The organism is Pseudomonas sp. Arb-4-2C (assembly GCF_055755015.1).
The window spans coordinates 3,198,685-3,218,604 of sequence record NZ_CM146899.1 but is presented as its reverse complement, the minus strand read 5'-3'; the positions used below and the strand labels follow the sequence as shown (position 1 = coordinate 3,218,604).

The window sequence follows — 19,920 nt, the reverse complement described above, 5'->3', positions numbered from 1 at the left end:
TGCGTTCCGGTTGCTGCCGACCTTTGCGCACGGCGCCGGACTATGGCCTGACCTGGCGAAACTGCGCAGGATCAAATTGCTCGCGGGTGTCCATGCGAACACCTCGCAGATCTGCAGTTTCCAGATGCGTCGCCTGCAACGACTGTGCGCAGTAGCTGATCAGAATCGAACGCCGGCGGGCGCCACTTGCGTTGCGACTGCCCGCGTGCACCAGGTCGACATCAAACACCAGAATGTCGCCCGCAGCGCCTGCCAGTTGCACCGCAGCGCTCTCGTCAGTGAACTCCAGTGACGACTGTTGCGGCAAAGGCCGATGGCTGCCCGGGACGAGGCGGGTGGCACCGTTGTCGGGACCATAGTCGTCGAAGAAGGCGATGGCGTTGACCATGTCACCGGGTCTTTTGCTCGACAAATCGCGGTGCAGTTGCTGATGGCCGCCACCAGCCAGCGGCTCGCGACCTTCAACCTGGGCCAGAAAGAAGCGTTCACCAATCAACTCGCCGGCCACCGCCAGAACGGCCGGCAATCGACACACCGCTTGAACCAATGAATCCAGATCCAGCTGCGCATGTCGCCAGTCCATGCCGCGCGGAACCGGCCATTGCTGCGACGGTTTCAGATTCGCATCGAACACCGCGCGAAGCTCGGCGAGCCACTCCAAAGGGATCGCCTGGCGCAGCAGCGCGTAGCCCTCTCGATGAAGCTGCTCGCTGTCGATCATGGCTTCGGCGTCGCCAGGAAATCGCTGATCAGTGCGACCACTTGCTGCTGGATGACCTCACGCGGGCGCGCCTTGTCGCCATCGCGGCAAATGATGCCATCGCCCGGAGCATCTTCCTCAAGCATCCCGATCGCGCCCGGTTTGCAGATCGACATGAAACTGAAGTGGGTGGCGTCGCTGATCTCGACATAACGCGTGGTGGCCTGTGGCAGACGCTCAACCAGATTGGCGGACTCCAGTTGCGCGGGCAGATCTTCGGACGGGGCGCCGGCGGCGATCACCAGCGTCGGTACGTCCAGCGCCGCGAGGCTTGCGTCGGTCATGCCGCGTGACAGGCCCAGGTCCAGCGAGACGATGGCCGTGACCGCGTTGTAGCGCATGTCGGCAGCCAGTTGGGCTTTGGCTTGCGAGGTGCTGGCCGGATTCATTGTCTGGTAGACCCTGCAACTGGACAGCTTCGAATGGACCTTGCAGTCCTCGGCAAAGCGCTCGGGGTCGAAGCGTGCGCCGGCGATTTCCAGAGCCGTCCAGCCACCGAGCGAGTGGCCGACGACGGCAATGTGTTGCGGCGCAACCGCGCCAAATTGCCCCGGCTGCGCTATCACCGCATCGATCGCCCGACGCAGGTCGACCGGCCGCTGCCACAACTGCGCCGCGGCTTGCGGGCTGCGGTCGTGGGTGGTGCTGCCGGGGTGGTTGACCGCCGCGACGATGTAACCCTGATCGGCCAGGGCAGCCGCCAGCCACATCTGATTGCTCCAGTTACCCCGGTAACCGTGCGACAGCACCACCAGCGGATGCTCGCCGGCCGTCGGTGGTGCATCGCGCACCGCCGACGCACTGAGGAATACCGGACTGTCGTCGATCAATTGTGCGGGCGCGGTGGTGGTCGCCGGGTACCAGACGACCATTTCCAGCGGACGCTGCGAGTCCGCCAAGGTTGTGGTGTGGAAGCCGATGGGGTGGGTGTCAGCGAGCGCGGAGGTGGACAGGCCGATCAAAAGCAGGGCGCCGAAAGCTGTTTTCAATGTTGATTCTTCCTTGATTGCATAGGTTGTTTTCAGGCGGGCGCCGAGCAAGTCAGGGCGGCTGAGCGCAGGTTAGTAGAGCGGCTGCCAAGAAGCTAGCCGAAGCCTCTTTCCTTGCATCGACAGGTTGCATTGGCGCGACGGCCCGCTCTCGCGGATTTGAAATGCCAGCCACAGCCCGCTAGAGTCGCGCCCCTTGTCCGGCCCGCAGCGCCGGCTAATGCTGGGAAAGGGGGGGGCGGTTGAACGAACACACTTTGTCCATGCGCCTGGAGCGCGTGGCGGCGCAGGTGCCGGCAGGCGCACGGCTGGCCGATATCGGCTCGGATCACGGCTATCTGCCGGTGGCCCTGATGCGCCGTGGTGCCATCGCGGCGGCGGTGGCCGGTGAAGTGGCGTTGACGCCGTTTCAGGCGGCCGTGCGCACGGTACGCGAGAACGATCTGCAGCCGCACATTACCGTGCGCCTGGCCAGTGGCCTGGCGGCGATCGAGCCGGGTGACGGGATTACCGCAATCAGCCTGTGCGGCATGGGTGGCGAGACCATTCGCGATATCCTCGACAGTGGCAAGGCGCGCCTGAGCGGGCACGAGCGGCTGATCCTGCAACCCAACGGTGGCGAGCAACCGCTGCGCCAATGGCTGATGGAAAACCACTACCGCATCCTCGTCGAGGACGTGCTGCAGGAAAACCGCTTCTTCTACGAAATCATCGTCGCCGAGCGTTCCGGTCCGGTCGACTACAGCGCCGAACAACTGTACTTCGGCCCGCTGCTGATGCAGGCGCGCAGTCCGGCATTTATCGCCAAATGGCAGCGCCTGTTGCGCCAGAAACAGAAAACCCTGAACAGCTTCACCCAGGCGCGTCAGACCGTTCCGCAGGAAAAGCTGCAAGAGACGGCGCAGCAGATTCAGTGGATCACCGAGTTGCTGGCGTGAGCTGAGCGCAACGTTCCCCTGTTGATTCCCGAGCGCCAAGCCGAAGATTGATCCATGTCCGGCTGTGAGCCAGCACCTTGTCAGCCATGGCCATCGGGAAATGGATAAATCCATGGGCGCAAGCGGGCAGCAGGTGCACCTCAACCGCTGCCGACGCTTTCCAGCGTGCAGCCAGTTCCAGAGTGTCGTCGCGCAACGGGTCCAGTTCACCGACAAACATCAGTGCCGGGGGCATGCCGGCAAAGTCGCCGTAGAGCGGTGACAGCGGCGGCTGTTGACGTTGTGCGTCGTTCAGGTCCGGGGTCAACTGGCGCAGCGCCTCGACCATGCCGGGGCCGTCCAGCAGCAGGGTGTCGGCAGTCGCAGCGCGTACGCTGGCCGTTCCGGTCAGATCGTAGACGCCGTAATACAGCAGCGCTCCGTGGATACGCTGGAAAAATTCGGGCGATGCCTGCAGCCCCAACAACGTCGCCGCTGCCAGATGCCCGCCCGCCGATTCCCCCACAACGATCACCGGCAGGTCAGCGAATTCGTTGCAGCCGAGCAACCAGCGAGTGGCCCCCAGACAATCCTGCAACAACCCCTCCACCGGCGTGTTGACCGCCAGCCGATAATCCACCGAAACCACCGCCACGTTGCACGCAATGACCATGCCGGCGTTGAGTTCGTCGTTCATCTGCGGGTTGCCGATGACCCAGCCACCACCATGAAAATCCAGCACCACGCCTCGGGCTTTGCCTTTGGGCCTGATAATCCGTAGCGGCACCCGGACGCCGTGGGAATCAATCTCGATGTTTTCAGCTTCAAGGCCGTGTTTGCGCAGTTTGTCTGTGCCGGCCTTCTGACTGACGCGCAGCAGCGCCTGGATCAGCCGCGGCGTGACGCGATTGCGGATGCGAAACCGTGGCAGCCAGGCCAGGGTCTTGTTGAAACGCTGCATCTGCGCGATTTCGTGTTCGCCAAACTCAAGTTTTTCGGTGTCCATGCTGAGCCTTTTTTGCACATGGCCGGAAATTCGCCGGCCTCTACATGTGTATTTGTACCGATGGCCGGCGAATCAGTTCAGGTTTAAAGTCAGCTTCAAGGTTAATGCGTTTGCGGAGTGGAACATGAGAATCGGTGAACTGGCAAAAATCAGCGGGTTGGCGCCGTCTCGCATCCGCTTCTACGAAGCGAGTGGCCTGATCACCTCGGTCGGGCGCAACGCCAACGGTTATCGTGATTACGCCCCCGACACGCAGTGGATTCTGGAGCTCATTACCGGGGCGCAGGCGGCGGGATTCTCATTGGAGGAAATCCGCCAGTTGATGCCGATGAATGCGCAGGGCTGGCAACATGAACAGCTGCTCAGTGGCCTCAAGCAAAAGGTCGAGGAAATCGAAGTCCTGCAGCAAAGGCTGGCCCGGAACAAGGCGCAACTGTTGCTGGCCATCAAGGGTATCGAAGGCAAACCGGAGGGCATGGCCTGTGCGGACAATGCGCAAATGCTGATGAGCCGCTTGCGTGAAGAGGGCGTGGTGGGTTCTTCAGACCGCCGCGATGTGGCGCGCTGAACATCGAATAGCCTTAAAAAAGCTATTGACCTTAAAGTTGGCTTTAATCTTATGGTGGCCTCATCTCAGTTGAGGACTGCCCGCATGAATGTGTTCGACCCCCTGATACTTCCCAACGGTTCGACCATCAAGAACCGTATCGCCAAAGCCGCCATGGAAGAGAACATGGCCGATGCCGACCAGGCGCCCTCCGACGAGCTGATGCGGCTCTACCAGGCGTGGGCCGACGGTGGCGCCGGGCTGATCATCACCGGCAATGTCATGGTCGACGGCCGCGCCATGACCGGCCCGGGCGGCGTGGTGCTACAGGACGATCAGCAACTCGCCAGGTTCCAGCGCTGGGCGCGTATTGGGCGCTCCGGTGGCGCGCAGTTCTGGTTGCAGATCAATCACCCGGGCCGGCAGATGCAGGCCAACCTCGGGCAAAAAACCTGGGCGCCGTCAGCCGTGCCGCTGGAGCTGGGCAGCATGTCCAAGCGCTTTGCCACACCCCACGCCATGACTCCAGATGTGATTGAGGAGGTCATTCAGCGCTTTGCACGCACTGCGCGCCTTGGCGAACAGGCTGGGTTCACTGGCGTGGAAATCCACGCCGCGCATGGCTATCTGTTGAGCCAGTTCCTTTCGCCGCTGACCAACCAGCGGACGGACGAGTGGGGCGGCTGCGTGGAAAACCGCGCGCGCCTGTTGCTCGATATCGTCAGCGCGGTGAGGGCCGTGGTTTCGGCGGATTTTGCGGTGGCGGTCAAACTCAACTCCGCCGACTTCCAGCGCGGAGGCTTCACCGCCGACGAGGCGAAAAAGGTGGTTGAGCTGCTCAACGATCGGGGTGTGGATCTGGTGGAATTGTCCGGTGGCAGTTACGAAGTTCCCGCCATGCAGGGCGAGGCGCGCGATGGCCGCACTCTGGCTCGCGAGGCTTACTTCGTCGAATTTGCCCGCGACATTCAGACCGTCGCGAAAATGCCGGTGATGGTCACCGGCGGGATTCGCCGCCGCCCGGTGGCCGAACAAGTCGTTCAGAGTGGCGTGGACATGGTGGGCATCGGAACGGCAATGGCCATCGATCCACACCTGCCGCGTGACTGGCTGCAGGGCAAGGACAACGCCCCGCAGTTGCCGCCGATCACCTGGAAAAACAAAACCATCGCAGCGTTGGCGAACATGGCGGTGGTCAAGTTTCAGTTGGGTAAACTCAGTCGGGCAAAAAAGCCCGATCCAGCTGTGTCACCGCTGCGTGCGCTGATTGTGCAGCAGATCGCCATGGCGTTTCGTACACGCCAGTACCGGCGTTGGGTAGAGAAACGTTCGACGTGAGGCGCCAGGCGTTTCAACCTTGAGCTGTCAAGTCTGGCGGGCGCTCTGACGAGGGCCCGCCAGCGTCAGGCGATCAATTGGGCATCAGCACCGTATCGATCACATGAATCACACCATTGGATTGCATGACGTCTGCGATGGTAATGGCCGCCTTGCCACCTTTGGCGTCCTCCACCCACAACTTGCCATCGTGCAGCATCACGGTCAGCGATTCGCCCTGAACGGTTTTCAGCATGACTTTGCCGCCGTGCATTTTCGCTTGGTCCATCAACTGTTTGCCCGTGTGTGTGCCGGCCACCACGTGGTAAGTGAGGATCTTCGTCAGGTCAGCCTTGTGTTCGGGTTTGACCAACGTATCGACCGTGCCGGCGGGCAGTTTGGCGAAGGCTTCGTTGGTCGGGGCGAAGACGGTGAACGGCCCCTTGCTGTTGAGCGTGTCCACCAGCCCGGCAGCTTTGACCGCGGCGACGAGTGTCGTGTGATCTTTGGAGTTGACTGCGTTTTCAACGATGGTTTTGCTCGGATACATGGCCGCGCCGCCGACCATCACGGTATCGGCGGCGAAGCTGAATCCAGCTCCAAGGGCGAGCAGTGTGAAGCAAGCGACAGCGAGGCGTTTGATGAGCGAGTGCATGGTGTGTCTCCTTGATTCTTCGACCCTTCGAATGAGGGTATTGAATGTACGGAGCCGCGACTGAAACGGATGCAGCGCAGGGCGAAATAAAAGGTGTGCTGCAGTGAACTGGACCGAATGTGCTCTCAGGTATGAGTATCGTTTGAGGGAAAAATCAGTCGCAGTCGTTCGCTCACAGGATTTCCTTGTGCACGAATGCCGAGCCAGAAATGATTGTCTGCCGATGGGCGTTTTTACATCGTTGGCGCGACAGGAAATGATAGCCACGCAACACCTGACAACGATTGAAACGGTCAAGGGTGAACTACGCAAGAGCGGTTTTTCAACTCACCATAACCCGACAGAAAGCATGCAGATTCATTGCGATTTCACAGGCTAGCCTGGCCGTCTGGTTGAGACGTGTTCGAGAGGGACAAAATCATGTCAGATAGCGCTGACTCAATTGCCTTGGCCTCGGCTGTTATCGCCATGTGCGCGCCAGGATTGACGGTCTGGCAGGGCCTCGTACAACGCCGCCATGCACGATTGTCAATACAACCCCATTTTGTATTTGTCCGGAACCAGCGCCGAGGCCAAAGCCGGTGTTACTTTTTTTCAGGGAGCTCGCCATGACAACAGGGCAGTGTCTATGCACCGCTGTACGCTTCAGCCTCTCGGTTGCGCCTGGTTTTTTCTATCGCTGCCACTGCACCCTGTGCCGCAAGCAAACCGGGGTCGGCCACAACCTCGCCACGCTGGTCAGCGCTCGTGACTTTTGCTGGGAAGCAGGGCAGGAGTCGATCAGCAGTTGGGTCAAACCCAGCGGTTACCGGAACGACTTCTGTGCGCAATGCGGCTCGACCGTGCCCAACCCGCTTCGCGGATCGCCTTACGTGTGGGTTCCGCTCGGCCTGCTCGATGACGATCTGAGCATGGAGTGCGCGGGCGATTTCTGCGTTGACGATGCCATGTCGTGGGATGTGCAGCGTTCGGCCAATAACCATCACGGTTCTGTGGAGTCAGTGGCGCTTCTCGTGCAGCAACTCCGGGTCAACGGTGGTTGACGCCGGAGCCTGACCTGCTGGTTATTTCCGCAGATACGCAAACATATGCTGCACATAATCGGCCTTGCCCAGCGGTACGCCGTTGTGCCGCAGGATGTTGTACGCCGTGATCAGGTGGAAGTAGAACTGTGGCATGGCCCAGTCCATGGCGTATTCGCTGCCGGTCATGTCGAAGGCGATGCCGTTGGGCAGTTCGATGGCGATTTTCCTGTGTGCGCTGGCGTCGATCTGCGCCGGGTCCGCTGCTGCCAGTCTCTGCAAGGTGCTTTCGATCAATGCCTTGGCCGCCGCCATGTTTTCTGGCGGTGCGAGTGCGCTCAGCGGTTGTTGCGTCAATCGCAGCACGGCGTCCTGCGCCTGAGTGCAGGTGTATTGAACTTGGCGGGCGAGGTTGTGCATGTCAGGCGCAAGGCGTGCTTCGAGCAGAACCTGCGGGTCGTAGCCGCGCTCAACGGCGCAGGCTTCGCCCTTGGACAAAAGCGCTGACAATGAACGCAGCATCTGGGCGAAACGAGGAATAGTCACTGCATGGATCGACATGGTTGTTCCTTGTTTAGTGTCTCAGGGAAGTGGCAGTTGAGCGATGAGGCAGCGCTCGCGCATTTGTCGGAGAGTAACCCTGTTTTCAGCGTCGTGCGAGATGCTGCTGGGGCGCCAGAAACGCATCGTGAAAATAATTGCGAAACGCGTGCATCGCCGGGCTGAACTCCTGTGCGCGGTGCCACGCCAGGCCGACACTCATCGGCGTCACCTTGTCGGTGATCGTCAGGGTTTCGATGCGTTTGCCTTCCAGCGACCAGGGGCGGTGCACCAGATCCGAAAGAATTGCCACACCGCTGCCATTGGCGACCATGCTGCGCACGGCTTCGACAGAGCTGGTGCGAACCCGCACGTTCGGCTGCTGGCGCGCGTTTTCCCAATAGCGCATGGCGCTCTGTTCGGCCTCGTCGACGGTCAGCAGGATGAACGGCTCCTTCGCCACATCGGCCAGACTCACAGCCGAACGTTCGCACAGCGGATGGTGGCTGGGCAGCCATAACCGGCGCTCAGAGTTGAAGAGCGTCTCCGAGACAATGTCCGGATGAGTGAGATTGGCGGTGAGCACCACGGCCATGTCGAACCGGCCTTCGAGCAGGCCTTGTTCGATGGCTTGGCGCTCCTGTTCGTGAACCTCGATGGTCACATCGGGATGCCAGTGTTCCAGGCGCTGCAAATGGTGCGGCAGGAAGTAGCCGAACACCGTGTAGCTCGCCGCCAGGCGCAACACGCCACTGGCGCGGATGTCCGGCAACGGGCTGTTCAGCGCGTCATCGACACTGCGCAAAATCACATAGGCCCGGTTCAGAAAATGCCGCCCGGCGTCGGTCAGGCTCATGCCTTGCGCCGAGCGCTGGAACAACAGCGTACCGAGAATGCCTTCCAGCTCCTTGATCGCCGTGGTCACCGCCGACTGCGAAATGTTCAGATGAAGCGCGGCCTGGGAGATCTGTCCGATCTCGGCGGTGGCGACGAAATAGCGCACTTGGCGCAGGGTCAGGGACATGGACACTCCGGTCGGCGAGGAAGCTTTTTTGAGGCTATCTGTTTTTCAGAAGATGGCCTATCTGTTAATAGATCTTCCCAAGGGGTGTGCGGAAATTTAACTTGGCCTGCATGAAGTCACAAGCGTCAGGAGCAAGCGTCATGCAAGCAGTAGATTTCAACTCGGACATGGGTGAAGGCTTCGGCCCATGGACCATCGGTGATGGTGTCGACAATGAGCTGATGGGCTTCATCAGTTCGGCCAACATCGCCACCGGTTTCCATGCCGGCGACCCTGGCACCATGCGCCGCACGGTGGAGCAGGCCAAGCGTCTGGGCGTGGCCATCGGCGCGCATCCGGGGTTTCGTGACCTGGTCGGTTTTGGCCGTCGGCACATCAACGCACCGGCCCAGGAGCTGGTCGACGACATGCTCTATCAGCTGGGCGCCCTGCGTGAACTGGCCCGTGTTCAAGGCGTGGCCCTGCAACACATCAAACCCCATGGCGCGCTCTACATGCACCTGGCGCGGGACGAGGAGGCGGCCCGCCTGCTGGTAGAAAACCTGCAACGTCTGGAGCCAGAACTGTTGCTGTATTGCATGCCCGATTCGGTGATCTGGCGCGTCGCGACAGAACTCGGTCAACCGGTGATCCGTGAATTCTATGCCGACCGCGAGTACGACCTCAGCGGCTCCATCGTCTTCACCCGCAACGTGCGCGCCTACGACCCGACGCAAGTCGCCGCGCGAGTATTGCGCGCCTGTCAGCAAGGTGTGGTGCGTACCGTTGAGGGTGAAGACCTGGCAATCGCTTTCGATTCGATCTGCTTGCACAGCGATACACCGGGCGCGCTGGCGTTGGTCGAGGCCACACGCAAAGCGCTCGATAACGCCGGGATCGAGGTGCGCGCCCCGCGCTGATGAGCGGTGCAACACCTGGCCCACAGACGCCAGGGTCTGCCCAACGATTCACTTTTTGCCTGCCTTTCTACAACTATTCCAAAAGGAACAGACATGGCCGAACACACTGTAATCACCCCGTTGCCAGGGACCTTCTACCGCAAAGCCACGCCGGAGTCGACGAACTACGCCGAGGTGGGCGCGCAGGTCAGCGCCGACACGGTGATTGGCCTGATCGAAGTCATGAAGCAATTTTCCGAACTGACCGCCGGGACGGCCGGTCGCCTCAGCGCATTTCTGGTAGAAGACGGTGATCCGGTGGAGCCGGGTCAAGTCATCGCAACACTCGACGTCGAGTGAGGGCGTGATCATGACCCAAGGTATTGATAAATTGCTGATCGCCAACCGTGGCGAAATTGCGGTGCGAATCATTCGTGCCGCCAAGGCACTGGGGATTCCTACCGTTGCCGCGTGCAGTGAAGCGGACGTCGATTCCCTCGCCGCGCGCATGGCCGATGAGGTGCACGTACTCGGCCCGGCGCGCGCCGATAAAAGCTATTTGAATGTCGAAGCCTTGCTCGGCGCTTTGAAAGCCACAGGCGCCAACGCGGTGCACCCCGGGTATGGCTTTCTCTCGGAGAACGCGGATTTTGCCGAAGCAGTGGTGGCGGCCGGGGCGATTTTTGTCGGACCGAGCGCCGAGACGATCCGGCGCATGGGCGATAAGGCCGAAGCCCGGCGTACTGCGCAAGCAGCGGGGGTGCCAGTGGTGCCAGGGTCGCCGGGTGAGCTGTTTGATGTTGAATCGGCGCTCAAGGCTGCAGAAGTCGTTGGCTTCCCGCTGCTGATCAAAGCCTCGGCCGGTGGTGGCGGGCGCGGTATTCGCCTGGCGCAAGATGCTGCGCAACTGGCAGAAGAGTTTCCCCGTTCCCAGCGCGAGGCCCAGGCCGCGTTCGGCAACGGCGCGGTGTACCTGGAGCGATTTATCGGACGGGCTCGGCACATTGAAGTGCAGGTGTTGGGCGACGGTCGGCACGCGGTGCATTTGTTCGAGCGGGAGTGTTCACTGCAACGTCGCCGGCAGAAAATTTTCGAGGAAGCGCCGTCGCCGGTCCTCAGCCAGCAGCAACGCGAGAGCCTCTGCGCGAGCGCCGTGCGCCTGACCGAGTCCTTGGGCTACAAGGGCGCCGGCACTCTGGAATACCTGTATGACGAGGCGACCGGCGAATTCTTCTTTATCGAGATGAACACGCGGATTCAGGTAGAGCACCCGGTCAGCGAACTGATCACCGGCATTGATCTGGTCCAGGCGATGTTGCGCATTGCCGGCGGCGAACCGCTGGGTTTCAGACAGAGTGACATTCAACTCAACGGCGCCGCGCTGCAAATGCGCCTGAACGCCGAGGATCCGCAGCGCGACTTCTTCCCCAGTCCCGGGTTGGTCGAGGAACTGATCTGGCCGCAGGGCGAAGGCATTCGTGTCGACACTCACCTGTATCAAGGCTACCGCGTGCCGCCTTACTATGACTCGTTGCTGGCCAAGCTGATCGTGCATGGCCCTGACCGCGCCGAAGCATTGCGCCGGGCGAAAGCAGCGGTAGAACAGACCACATTGTCCGGCATGGCCAGCACCCTGACACTGCACGGCGAACTGCTCGAACAACCGTGGCTGCACAGCGCCGACTTCCACACCGGCACCCTGGAAACCTGGCTGGCCACGCGCCGCAGCGGAGGTGCAGCATGAGCACGCCGATCCGTTACAGCTTCGGCGCCGATGAGCATCTTTTTGCCGAAGTCAGCGACAGCATGTCACTTGATGCGTTCTTCAAGGGGCTGGCCGTTACCCGCGCGGTAGAGCGCCTGGCGCTGGATGGCGTGCTCGACGTGTGCCTGGCCAATGCCTCGTTCCAGATTCGTTTCGACCCGGATCGCATCGCCCCGCACACCCTGCTCGAAGCGGTGAAAGGCGCCGAAGCCGAGGCGGTTGCCGAGCGCACGCTGCAGACGCGCATCATCGAGATTCCGGTGCTGTACAACGACCCATGGACCCACGAAACCCTGATGCGTTTTCGCGACCGGCATCAGGACCCCAGCGCCACTGACCTGGAATACGCCGCACGGATCAACGACCTGGCCGACGTCGATGCGTTCATCGCCGCCCACAGCGGTGCGCCGTGGTTTGTCTCGATGGTCGGCTTCGTCGCCGGGCTGCCATTCATGTTCCAGATGGTCGAGCGCGAACGCCAGTTGCAGGTGCCAAAGTACCTGCGGCCACGCACTGACACACCGAAATTGACCCTCGGTCATGGCGGTTGCTTTGGCTGCATTTACTCGGTGCGCGGTGCCGGGGGTTATCAGATGTTCGGCGTGACGCCGGCACCGATCTACGACCCGCAGCAAAACCTCGCGTACCTCAAGGAACACATGGTGTTCTTCCGTCCGGGCGACATCGTGCAGTTCAAGCCGATCGATCGTGAGGCCTACGACCACGCGGTGGCTGAAGTGGACGCCGGGCGCTTTGATCTGCGGATTCGTCCGGTGGAGTTTTCGCTGGACGCGTTTCTCGCCGATCCGATCGGTTATCCCAAGTCGCTGCAGGAGGTGCTGGCATGATCAAGGTACTCAAACCCGGCCTGGCGACCTCGGTACAGGATCTGGGCCGCGAAGGCTATTACCACTTGGGCATCCCTCCTTCGGGTGCGCTTGATCAATACGCGCTCAGCGCCGCCAATCAACTGGTCGGCAACCCGGCAGGTCTGGCCGCGCTGGAATGCACGTTGCTCGGGCCTGAGCTGGCGTTTCAGCACGATGCGCTGGTGGCGGTCTGCGGTGCGCACATGACGCCGCGTGTCGATGGCGTGGAAATGCACCACGACACAGCCTTTGAGGTGAAGGCCGGACAAGTGCTGCGCTTCGACTTTCCGAAGGCTGGCGCCCGGGCTTATCTGGCAGTGGCGGGGGGCATCGATGTGCCGCTGGTGCTCGGCAGTCGTTCGACCTACACGCTGGGTGCGCTTGGCGGCTTTCAGGGGCGCCGATTGATCGCCGGCGACGAGTTGCCGATTGGCGCCGCGAGTGGCAAGGGTCGCGCCGGCGCCAGTCTGCCCATGGCGTTACGCCAATCGCTGGGCGGCGAAATCACCCTGCGCGTGGTGCCGGGCCTGTATTACGAGCGCCTGAGCGAGTCTGCGGCAAAGAGCTTTTTCGCCGAGCCATGGACGGTCGGTTCTGAAGCCGACCGTATCGGCTATCGCTTCAAGGGCGGCAGCGCGCTGAGCTTTCAGCCCCGCGAACAGCCGTTCGGCGCTGGTTCCGATCCATCGAACATCGTCGACAGTTGCTACCCGATCGGTTCGATCCAGGTCCCGGCCGGACTTGAGCCGATTGTCCTGCACCGTGACGCGGTGTCCGGTGGCGGCTACGCGATGATCGGCACGGTGATCAGTGCCGACCTCGATCTGATCGGCCAGATGCAACCCAATCAGAAGGCCCGCTTTGTCGCGGTGACCCTCGAAGAAGCGCTGGAAGCACGACGCTCCTATAAGAAAAAACTCAGCTGCCTGAGCAAGCTGTTCCCTTCCTGATTCTGCCCGCCGCATCGCGCGGGCCATGCCAAACGGTAAGCCAACGCCGCACTCCGGTGCGGTGACGGCTGCCCGCGCTTCAACCTTTGACTGGTTCTGGAGTTCACGCATATGGCTGCTTTATCGCAATCGAGTCAAACCGGGCAGGACCCGGCCCACCATCCCGTACCGACCGCAGCGCGCATGGGCCGACTGTCGCTGACCATGGCCTGGTGGGCGGTGTGCAGTGCGATGTTTTACATCGTGGTCGGCGCTTCACTGGCGCTGTCATTCGGTGCGCGCAACGCGTTGATCGGCATGCTGCTGTCAGTCATCAGTTATGGCCTGGTCAACAGTGTGCTCAGCCGATTCGCGATCCGCAGCGGCTTGTCGGTGGCGCTGTTTTCACGGCTGTTGTTCGGCAGCACCGGGGCGTGTCTGGCGACGCTGATCTTCTTCTCCACGGCGATCTACTACGCGGTATTCGAAGGCTCGGTGATTGCCGTGGCGCTCCATCAACTGTACCCGCAACTGATCTATCCGCTGGCGGCACTCGCAGTGGTGCTCTATAGCGTGCCGATGATTCTGGGCAGCGTGCAGCACTGGCTGGACAAGCTCAATGGCGTGCTGCTGCCGGTGTACCTTGGAGGTCTGCTGGTGGCGGTGGGGCTGTCGATCAGTCGTTATGGCTACCAGCCGCAATGGCTGGATTTCGGCCCGATGACGCCCAGCGTATTCGGCTGGTGGCACTGCTTCGTCGCTTACATGGGCGTCTGGGTGTTGATGCTGTTCACCTTCGACTACGCGCGTTTCGGCAAGCCCGAAGACGCCGAATACCATGGTCGCTGGAACTTCGGCATGCCGTTCTACGCGGTAACGTTTTTGCTCAATGGCGCGGCGGGCATCTACCTGGTCAGCAGCATTCCCCATGACGGCGCGCTGAACGAAGTGTCGGTGGTGATGGCGATCCTGCAGTTGATGGGCCTGTGGGGATTGCTGTTCGTCTGGGCCACGCAAACCCGCATCAATACCGCCAATTACTACCTGGCGACGTTGAACATGCAGGCGTTCTTCGGCCGTTTTGGTGTACGCGGTTCGTATCTGATGTGGGCGCTGGTAGTTGGGGTAATCGTTTACGGACTGATGCTGACGGATGTCTTTGCCTACCTCCTCAAGGCGTTGGCCTATCAGGGGATTTTCGTGGTGGCCTGGGTCGGCGTGGCATTGGCGCAGATTCTCTGTGGCCGTAATGATCTGGCGACACTTGAGCGGGTGGCGACTTTCAATCCTGTCGGGTTGACGGCGTGGTTCGGGGCGACAGCACTGGGACTGGCATTGATGTTTGCCGGCGACGGGCTGAGCAGTTTTTCCGCGCCGGCGACCGTGGTAATGGCGTTTGCCTTGCAGGCGGGATTGGCCCGGCGCGGTCGATGGGTGGTGCAGACGGCGGAGTAGGGGGGGCGGGTGACTGGAATCGTGCTGGCCGACAGGGCTCCAGTGCCGCTGCAGATGCGCCATCAATAATCTCCTCGGAAACCAGCCGCCCCACGACCGTCGCCAGCGTCACGCCCGGATGCATGACGCACACGTACGCACTGTTGAATTCCGGCAGATAGCCAATGATGGGAATCCTGTCGGCGGGCATGGGTCGCAGGCCAACGCTCGCCATTTGCGGCGTGATGGAAGCCACTCCGTGACGTTCGTGCTCAATGGCTTTGGCCGTTCTCAGCGCGATGGCGTGCGGTCGGTTGTACAGCGCGTCATCTATATAGTCCTCCGCAGCCAGCAACGTACCGTCGGTGTCCTGCCGGATTTCCATCTGGGGGCTGGAGATGATCGTGTTTATCCGATGAGGCTGGGTTGTGTAGCGGATGAGTAGGGCGGGTGACGCGTCGATGGGCAGGGTGACGTTCAGCTGATCTGCCAGTTGCGCGATGGCGGTGCCCGCCGCCAGCACGACAATGTCGGCAATGAGGTTGCCGGTCGCAGTGATAACGCCGGTGACAGCGCCGTTCAACGTCTGAAATCCGAGCACCGGCGTGTGCGTTAACAGCGTCGCGCCATGGGCTTGTGCGCCTGCAATCAATGCATGCGTTGCTTGCACCGCATCCAGCGCACCTTCGGCGGCGGCAAAGCAGGCCCGTTGCGGAGGGTGTTTGAGGTTGGGTTCAAGGTCGAGAATCTGCGCACTAAATATAGAAGGCGCATAAAACGGACCTTCGCCGTAAGACAGCGCACCTGTCCATTGAATGTTCAACCCTGGCAACTCGGATTCGAGCCGCCGGTATTCTGCGATGGCTGCGGCGCGTAACGGCGCAACAGGGTCTGGCCCGCCGTGTGACGTGTTGATCCATGCAAAGGAACGTCCTGTCGCGCCGCAGGCAATTTCACCAGACTCGAGCACTGTGACGTGCGCACCTTTCGCGGCGAGGTGATACGCCAGTGACGCGCCGACGATTCCCGCGCCGATCACGATGATCCGTTTGCTCACACCAACCTCCAATGTCGATGCGCTGACAGTACTCCATCCCGGCCTGTAGCGGCAGACTTGCCTGGCCCGGTGATATCAGGGAAGCTGCGCCGAGTCCGTTTTTGGGCCGGTTTTGAATCGTTCAGGGAAGCGTTGATGGCACTCAGGGTGTTGGTGGTTGGCGGGTATGGAAACTTTGGCAGTATCGTTTGTCGGCATCTGATCGATATGCCCGACGTCGAGCTTGTGATCTCGGGGCGTGATCCGCAGAAACTGGCGCACAAAGTCGCTGAGCTGGGCGCGACCTGCGAGAGCTGGTGCGGCGATGCCATGGGGGGCGGATTTTCTGCAGCCCTCTGCGCGATGAACATTCAACTGGTGATTCACACCGGCGGCCCGTTTCAAGGGCAATCCTACGCGGTGGCCGAGAGCTGCATTGAGGCGGGCGTCAACTATTGCGACCTGGCGGACTGCCGGACGTTCGTCAATGGCATCAGTGTGCTCGATGCCCGAGCGAGGCAGGCCGGGGTCGCTGTCCTCAGTGGCTGCAGTTCAGTGCCGACGCTTTCGTCAGCGATCATCGATGAGCAGCGCCACCACTTCAAGCGCATCGATTCGATCGAGCACGGTATCTCCTCGTCGGCCAAGATGCCGGGGCTGTCGACGGTCGAGGGCGTGCTCGCTTATGCCGGCAAGCCGATCCGTCAGTTGCGCAACGGTCAGGTGCATGAGGTGATGGGCTGGGAGGATCTGACCCTGCGCAAGCTGCAGGGCCTTGGCTTCCGTGCGTTGGCCAATGTGGATGTGCCGGACATGGACATCTTCGCCAACCGCTATGGCGCACAGACGTTGAGCTTCAAGGCTGGCGCGGGCCTCAAGCTCGGAGGCGTGGCCAATTATCTGTTTGCTCTGGCAATGAGGAAGGGGCTGGTGCGTGACCATGTGCCATGGGCCGCCAGGTTGCATCGTTGGGGCAGCTGGTTCGAGCGTTTCGGCGATGGCAAAAGTGCGATGTATATAGATGTGCAGGGCGTCGGCCTGAATGACCAGCCGCTGTCGATGACGGCGCAACTCACCGCGCTGAATGACAAGGGGCCGGAGATCCCGAGTTGTGCCGCCGTCGCTCTGGCCGCGAAAATCGCCCGGGGCTATGTGCCCGAGTCCGGCGCGCGTCCTTGCGTCGGCGAGATCAGCGTCAATGCGTATATGGCCGCAATCAATGACGCACAGAATCTAAGCCTGTCCGTACACTTCAGTGACGGGATGCGCTGAGCATGTTGTATCTGGGCCTTAAGTACGTACATGTCATCGCCGCGATTTTTCTGTTCGGTTTCGGCATGGGCTCCTATCTCTATCTGATCGCCGCCAGTCGCACGGCCAATCCGCAGGTGATCGCCCATGTGGCGAGAATGGTGGTGCGCTTCGACGCCTGGATCACCACGCCGGCGGGCTTCATCCAGATCGTGACGGGCTATATGTTGACAAGGCTCAGCGGGCTGCCACTGACCACGGAGTGGATGCTGACATCGTTGATCATCTTCTGTGTCGTCGGTTCGCTGTGGCTACCAGTGCTTCTGTTGCAGAAGCGCTTGCAGCAGATGGCGGCGCGCGCAGTGGAACGTGGGACAGAGCTTGATGCCGATTACCGGGCCTTTTACCTCCAGTGGTTCTGGATGGGGGTTGGCGGCTTTCTGGGGATGTTCGTGATTGTCTTGATAATGGTGACGAAGATGACGCCGGGGCAGTGGCTTGGATTAATGGTTTAGCGGGGCGCTGCCGTGCTTTCGGGCTTTTTTGACCGATATGACAGAAATGTGAAAATAGCTGTTGACGGCAGATTCTGGAGGTCTATAATTCGCCCCACTTCCGGCGCAGTCGAAACGGAAAACTCCTTGAAATTCAAAGGGTTACGCAGTTTTCGACAGCGGCTTGCTTCAGTTCATCGAAGCCTGGAAGGAGTTGAAAATGTCGGCATGTCTGGCGCTTTTAACGGTTCGATCTTCTCGGTCGAAAGCGGTGAAAAAAGGGTGTTGACAACAGCGAGTAACGCTGTAGAATTCGCCTCCCGCTAACGAGAGATAGGAAGCGCAAGTGGTTGAAGTGGTTGAAGTTGTTGAAGAAATCTTCGAAAACTTCTGAAAATAATCACTTGACAGCAAATGAGGCTGCTGTAGAATGCGCGCCTCGGTTGAGACGAAAGATCTTAACCAACCGCTCTTTAACAACTGAATCAAGCAATTCGTGTGGGTGCTTGTGGAGTCAGACTGATAGTCAACAAGATTATCAGCATCACAAGTTACTCCGCGAGAAATCAAAGATGTAACCAACGATTGCTGAGCCAAGTTTAGGGTTTCTTAAAAACCCAAAGATGTTTGAACTGAAGAGTTTGATCATGGCTCAGATTGAACGCTGGCGGCAGGCCTAACACATGCAAGTCGAGCGGATGACGGGAGCTTGCTCCTGAATTCAGCGGCGGACGGGTGAGTAATGCCTAGGAATCTGCCTGGTAGTGGGGGACAACGTTTCGAAAGGAACGCTAATACCGCATACGTCCTACGGGAGAAAGCAGGGGACCTTCGGGCCTTGCGCTATCAGATGAGCCTAGGTCGGATTAGCTAGTTGGTGAGGTAATGGCTCACCAAGGCGACGATCCGTAACTGGTCTGAGAGGATGATCAGTCACACTGGAACTGAGACACGGTCCAGACTCCTACGGGAGGCAGCAGTGGGGAATATTGGACAATGGGCGAAAGCCTGATCCAGCCATGCCGCGTGTGTGAAGAAGGTCTTCGGATTGTAAAGCACTTTAAGTTGGGAGGAAGGGCATTAACCTAATACGTTAGTGTTTTGACGTTACCGACAGAATAAGCACCGGCTAACTCTGTGCCAGCAGCCGCGGTAATACAGAGGGTGCAAGCGTTAATCGGAATTACTGGGCGTAAAGCGCGCGTAGGTGGTTCGTTAAGTTGAATGTGAAATCCCCGGGCTCAACCTGGGAACTGCATCCAAAACTGGCGAGCTAGAGTATGGTAGAGGGTGGTGGAATTTCCTGTGTAGCGGTGAAATGCGTAGATATAGGAAGGAACACCAGTGGCGAAGGCGACCACCTGGACTGATACTGACACTGAGGTGCGAAAGCGTGGGGAGCAAACAGGATTAGATACCCTGGTAGTCCACGCCGTAAACGATGTCAACTAGCCGTTGGGAGCCTTGAGCTCTTAGTGGCGCAGCTAACGCATTAAGTTGACCGCCTGGGGAGTACGGCCGCAAGGTTAAAACTCAAATGAATTGACGGGGGCCCGCACAAGCGGTGGAGCATGTGGTTTAATTCGAAGCAACGCGAAGAACCTTACCAGGCCTTGACATCCAATGAACTTTCCAGAGATGGATTGGTGCCTTCGGGAACATTGAGACAGGTGCTGCATGGCTGTCGTCAGCTCGTGTCGTGAGATGTTGGGTTAAGTCCCGTAACGAGCGCAACCCTTGTCCTTAGTTACCAGCACGTTATGGTGGGCACTCTAAGGAGACTGCCGGTGACAAACCGGAGGAAGGTGGGGATGACGTCAAGTCATCATGGCCCTTACGGCCTGGGCTACACACGTGCTACAATGGTCGGTACAGAGGGTTGCCAAGCCGCGAGGTGGAGCTAATCCCATAAAACCGATCGTAGTCCGGATCGCAGTCTGCAACTCGACTGCGTGAAGTCGGAATCGCTAGTAATCGCGAATCAGAATGTCGCGGTGAATACGTTCCCGGGCCTTGTACACACCGCCCGTCACACCATGGGAGTGGGTTGCACCAGAAGTAGCTAGTCTAACCTTCGGGAGGACGGTTACCACGGTGTGATTCATGACTGGGGTGAAGTCGTAACAAGGTAGCCGTAGGGGAACCTGCGGCTGGATCACCTCCTTAATCGACGACATCAGCTGCTCCATAAGTTCCCACACGAATTGCTTGATTCATTGAAGAAGACGATAGAAGCAGCTTTAAGCTCCAAGCTGATAGCTCTTAGCTAATCAGTTACGCGCTCGAAATTGGGTCTGTAGCTCAGTTGGTTAGAGCGCACCCCTGATAAGGGTGAGGTCGGCAGTTCGAATCTGCCCAGACCCACCAATTTTGTATGGGGCCATAGCTCAGCTGGGAGAGCGCCTGCCTTGCACGCAGGAGGTCAGCGGTTCGATCCCGCTTGGCTCCACCATTAACTGCTTCTACTTGTTAGAGTTTAGAAATGAA

At 60.0% G+C, this 19,920-nt stretch carries 18 protein-coding genes, 2 tRNA genes, 1 rRNA gene and 1 pseudogene; 15 read left to right on the top strand and 7 right to left on the bottom strand.

Features of this window, described 5'->3' with window-relative positions; translation table 11 throughout:
- Window positions 1-40: 40 nt before the first annotated feature.
- Window positions 41-721, bottom strand: a complete 681-nt coding sequence (locus AC0J41_RS14275) for a phytanoyl-CoA dioxygenase family protein (protein ID WP_025113470.1) — start codon at window positions 719-721, stop codon at window positions 41-43.
- Window positions 718-1,749, bottom strand: a complete 1,032-nt coding sequence (locus AC0J41_RS14270; protein WP_473012772.1) for an alpha/beta hydrolase family protein — start codon at window positions 1,747-1,749, stop codon at window positions 718-720. The genes AC0J41_RS14275 and AC0J41_RS14270 overlap by 4 nt, the downstream gene beginning before the upstream one ends.
- Window positions 1,750-1,991: 242 nt before the next feature.
- Between AC0J41_RS14270 and AC0J41_RS14265 the strand changes: the two genes are divergently transcribed.
- Window positions 1,992-2,687: a tRNA (adenine(22)-N(1))-methyltransferase gene (locus tag AC0J41_RS14265; protein WP_473012771.1), complete on the top strand. Its 696-nt coding sequence runs from the start codon at window positions 1,992-1,994 to the stop codon at window positions 2,685-2,687.
- Here AC0J41_RS14265 and AC0J41_RS14260 read toward each other — a convergent pair.
- Window positions 2,668-3,672, bottom strand: coding sequence for an alpha/beta hydrolase (locus AC0J41_RS14260; protein WP_473012770.1), 1,005 nt, complete (start codon window positions 3,670-3,672; stop codon window positions 2,668-2,670). The genes AC0J41_RS14265 and AC0J41_RS14260 overlap by 20 nt on opposite strands.
- 124 nt (window positions 3,673-3,796) lie before the next feature.
- Between AC0J41_RS14260 and AC0J41_RS14255 the strand changes: the two genes are divergently transcribed.
- Window positions 3,797-4,240: a MerR family transcriptional regulator gene (locus AC0J41_RS14255; RefSeq protein WP_473012769.1), complete on the top strand. Its 444-nt coding sequence runs from the start codon at window positions 3,797-3,799 to the stop codon at window positions 4,238-4,240.
- Between the two features lie 84 nt (window positions 4,241-4,324).
- A complete protein-coding gene (locus tag AC0J41_RS14250; protein ID WP_473012768.1) occupies window positions 4,325-5,557 on the top strand; it encodes an NADH:flavin oxidoreductase/NADH oxidase family protein in 1,233 nt (410 codons plus the stop codon).
- Window positions 5,558-5,630: 73 nt separating this feature from the next.
- Here AC0J41_RS14250 and AC0J41_RS14245 read toward each other — a convergent pair whose 3' ends face one another.
- The gene (locus AC0J41_RS14245; protein WP_025113463.1) at window positions 5,631-6,191 is read right to left on the bottom strand and encodes a fasciclin domain-containing protein; all 561 of its coding nucleotides are present in this window, start codon (window positions 6,189-6,191) and stop codon (window positions 5,631-5,633) included.
- Between the two features lie 608 nt (window positions 6,192-6,799).
- On the opposite strand from AC0J41_RS14245, the gene AC0J41_RS14240 reads away from it, so the two are divergent.
- Complete coding sequence (locus AC0J41_RS14240) at window positions 6,800-7,234, top strand: GFA family protein (protein WP_473012767.1); 435 nt, start codon at window positions 6,800-6,802, stop codon at window positions 7,232-7,234.
- 21 nt (window positions 7,235-7,255) lie between these two features.
- On the opposite strand, the gene AC0J41_RS14235 is transcribed toward AC0J41_RS14240, so the two are convergent.
- Both AC0J41_RS14235 and AC0J41_RS14230 read right to left on the bottom strand, forming a co-directional pair.
- A complete protein-coding gene (locus tag AC0J41_RS14235) occupies window positions 7,256-7,774 on the bottom strand; it encodes a DUF1993 domain-containing protein (RefSeq protein WP_025113461.1) in 519 nt (172 codons plus the stop codon).
- 85 nt (window positions 7,775-7,859) lie between these two features.
- The gene (locus AC0J41_RS14230; RefSeq protein ID WP_025113460.1) at window positions 7,860-8,777 is read right to left on the bottom strand and encodes a LysR family transcriptional regulator; all 918 of its coding nucleotides are present in this window, start codon (window positions 8,775-8,777) and stop codon (window positions 7,860-7,862) included.
- A 140-nt stretch (window positions 8,778-8,917) separates the two neighbouring features.
- On the opposite strand from AC0J41_RS14230, the gene AC0J41_RS14225 reads away from it, so the two are divergent.
- From AC0J41_RS14225 to AC0J41_RS14200, 6 genes are all read left to right on the top strand, one after another.
- On the top strand, window positions 8,918-9,676 hold the full coding sequence (locus AC0J41_RS14225; RefSeq protein ID WP_025113459.1) for a 5-oxoprolinase subunit PxpA: 759 nt from the start codon (window positions 8,918-8,920) through the stop codon (window positions 9,674-9,676).
- A 93-nt stretch (window positions 9,677-9,769) separates the two neighbouring features.
- Window positions 9,770-10,015 carry an acetyl-CoA carboxylase gene (locus tag AC0J41_RS14220; protein ID WP_473012766.1) on the top strand — a complete coding sequence of 82 codons (246 nt, stop codon included), beginning with the start codon at window positions 9,770-9,772 and terminating at the stop codon, window positions 10,013-10,015.
- 10 nt (window positions 10,016-10,025) lie between these two features.
- A complete protein-coding gene (locus AC0J41_RS14215) occupies window positions 10,026-11,399 on the top strand; it encodes an acetyl-CoA carboxylase biotin carboxylase subunit (RefSeq protein WP_473012765.1) in 1,374 nt (457 codons plus the stop codon).
- Window positions 11,396-12,268: a 5-oxoprolinase subunit B family protein gene (locus AC0J41_RS14210; protein ID WP_473012764.1), complete on the top strand. Its 873-nt coding sequence runs from the start codon at window positions 11,396-11,398 to the stop codon at window positions 12,266-12,268. Before AC0J41_RS14215 ends, AC0J41_RS14210 begins: the two co-directional genes overlap by 4 nt.
- Complete coding sequence (locus AC0J41_RS14205; protein WP_473012763.1) at window positions 12,265-13,239, top strand: 5-oxoprolinase subunit C family protein; 975 nt, start codon at window positions 12,265-12,267, stop codon at window positions 13,237-13,239. The genes AC0J41_RS14210 and AC0J41_RS14205 overlap by 4 nt, the downstream gene beginning before the upstream one ends.
- A gap of 111 nt (window positions 13,240-13,350) precedes the next feature.
- Complete coding sequence (locus tag AC0J41_RS14200; protein WP_473012762.1) at window positions 13,351-14,673, top strand: purine-cytosine permease family protein; 1,323 nt, start codon at window positions 13,351-13,353, stop codon at window positions 14,671-14,673.
- Window positions 14,674-14,689: 16 nt separating this feature from the next.
- Here AC0J41_RS14200 and AC0J41_RS14195 read toward each other — a convergent pair.
- Window positions 14,690-15,721: pseudogene (locus AC0J41_RS14195) on the bottom strand (NAD(P)/FAD-dependent oxidoreductase); the annotation flags it as partial.
- Between the two features lie 123 nt (window positions 15,722-15,844).
- Between AC0J41_RS14195 and AC0J41_RS14190 the strand changes: the two are divergent.
- The 5 genes from AC0J41_RS14190 to AC0J41_RS14170 all read left to right on the top strand — a co-directional run bounded on the left by AC0J41_RS14190 (window position 15,845) and on the right by AC0J41_RS14170 (window position 19,885).
- Window positions 15,845-16,960: a saccharopine dehydrogenase family protein gene (locus AC0J41_RS14190; RefSeq protein WP_473012761.1), complete on the top strand. Its 1,116-nt coding sequence runs from the start codon at window positions 15,845-15,847 to the stop codon at window positions 16,958-16,960.
- Between the two features lie 2 nt (window positions 16,961-16,962).
- Window positions 16,963-17,454, top strand: coding sequence for a DUF2269 family protein (locus AC0J41_RS14185; protein WP_473012760.1), 492 nt, complete (start codon window positions 16,963-16,965; stop codon window positions 17,452-17,454).
- 608 nt (window positions 17,455-18,062) lie between these two features.
- Window positions 18,063-19,599: ribosomal RNA gene (locus AC0J41_RS14180) — 16S ribosomal RNA — on the top strand.
- Window positions 19,600-19,723: 124 nt separating this feature from the next.
- Window positions 19,724-19,800 (top strand) — tRNA-Ile (locus tag AC0J41_RS14175).
- A gap of 9 nt (window positions 19,801-19,809) precedes the next feature.
- Window positions 19,810-19,885, top strand: a tRNA-Ala gene (locus AC0J41_RS14170).
- Window positions 19,886-19,920 lie beyond the last annotated feature (35 nt).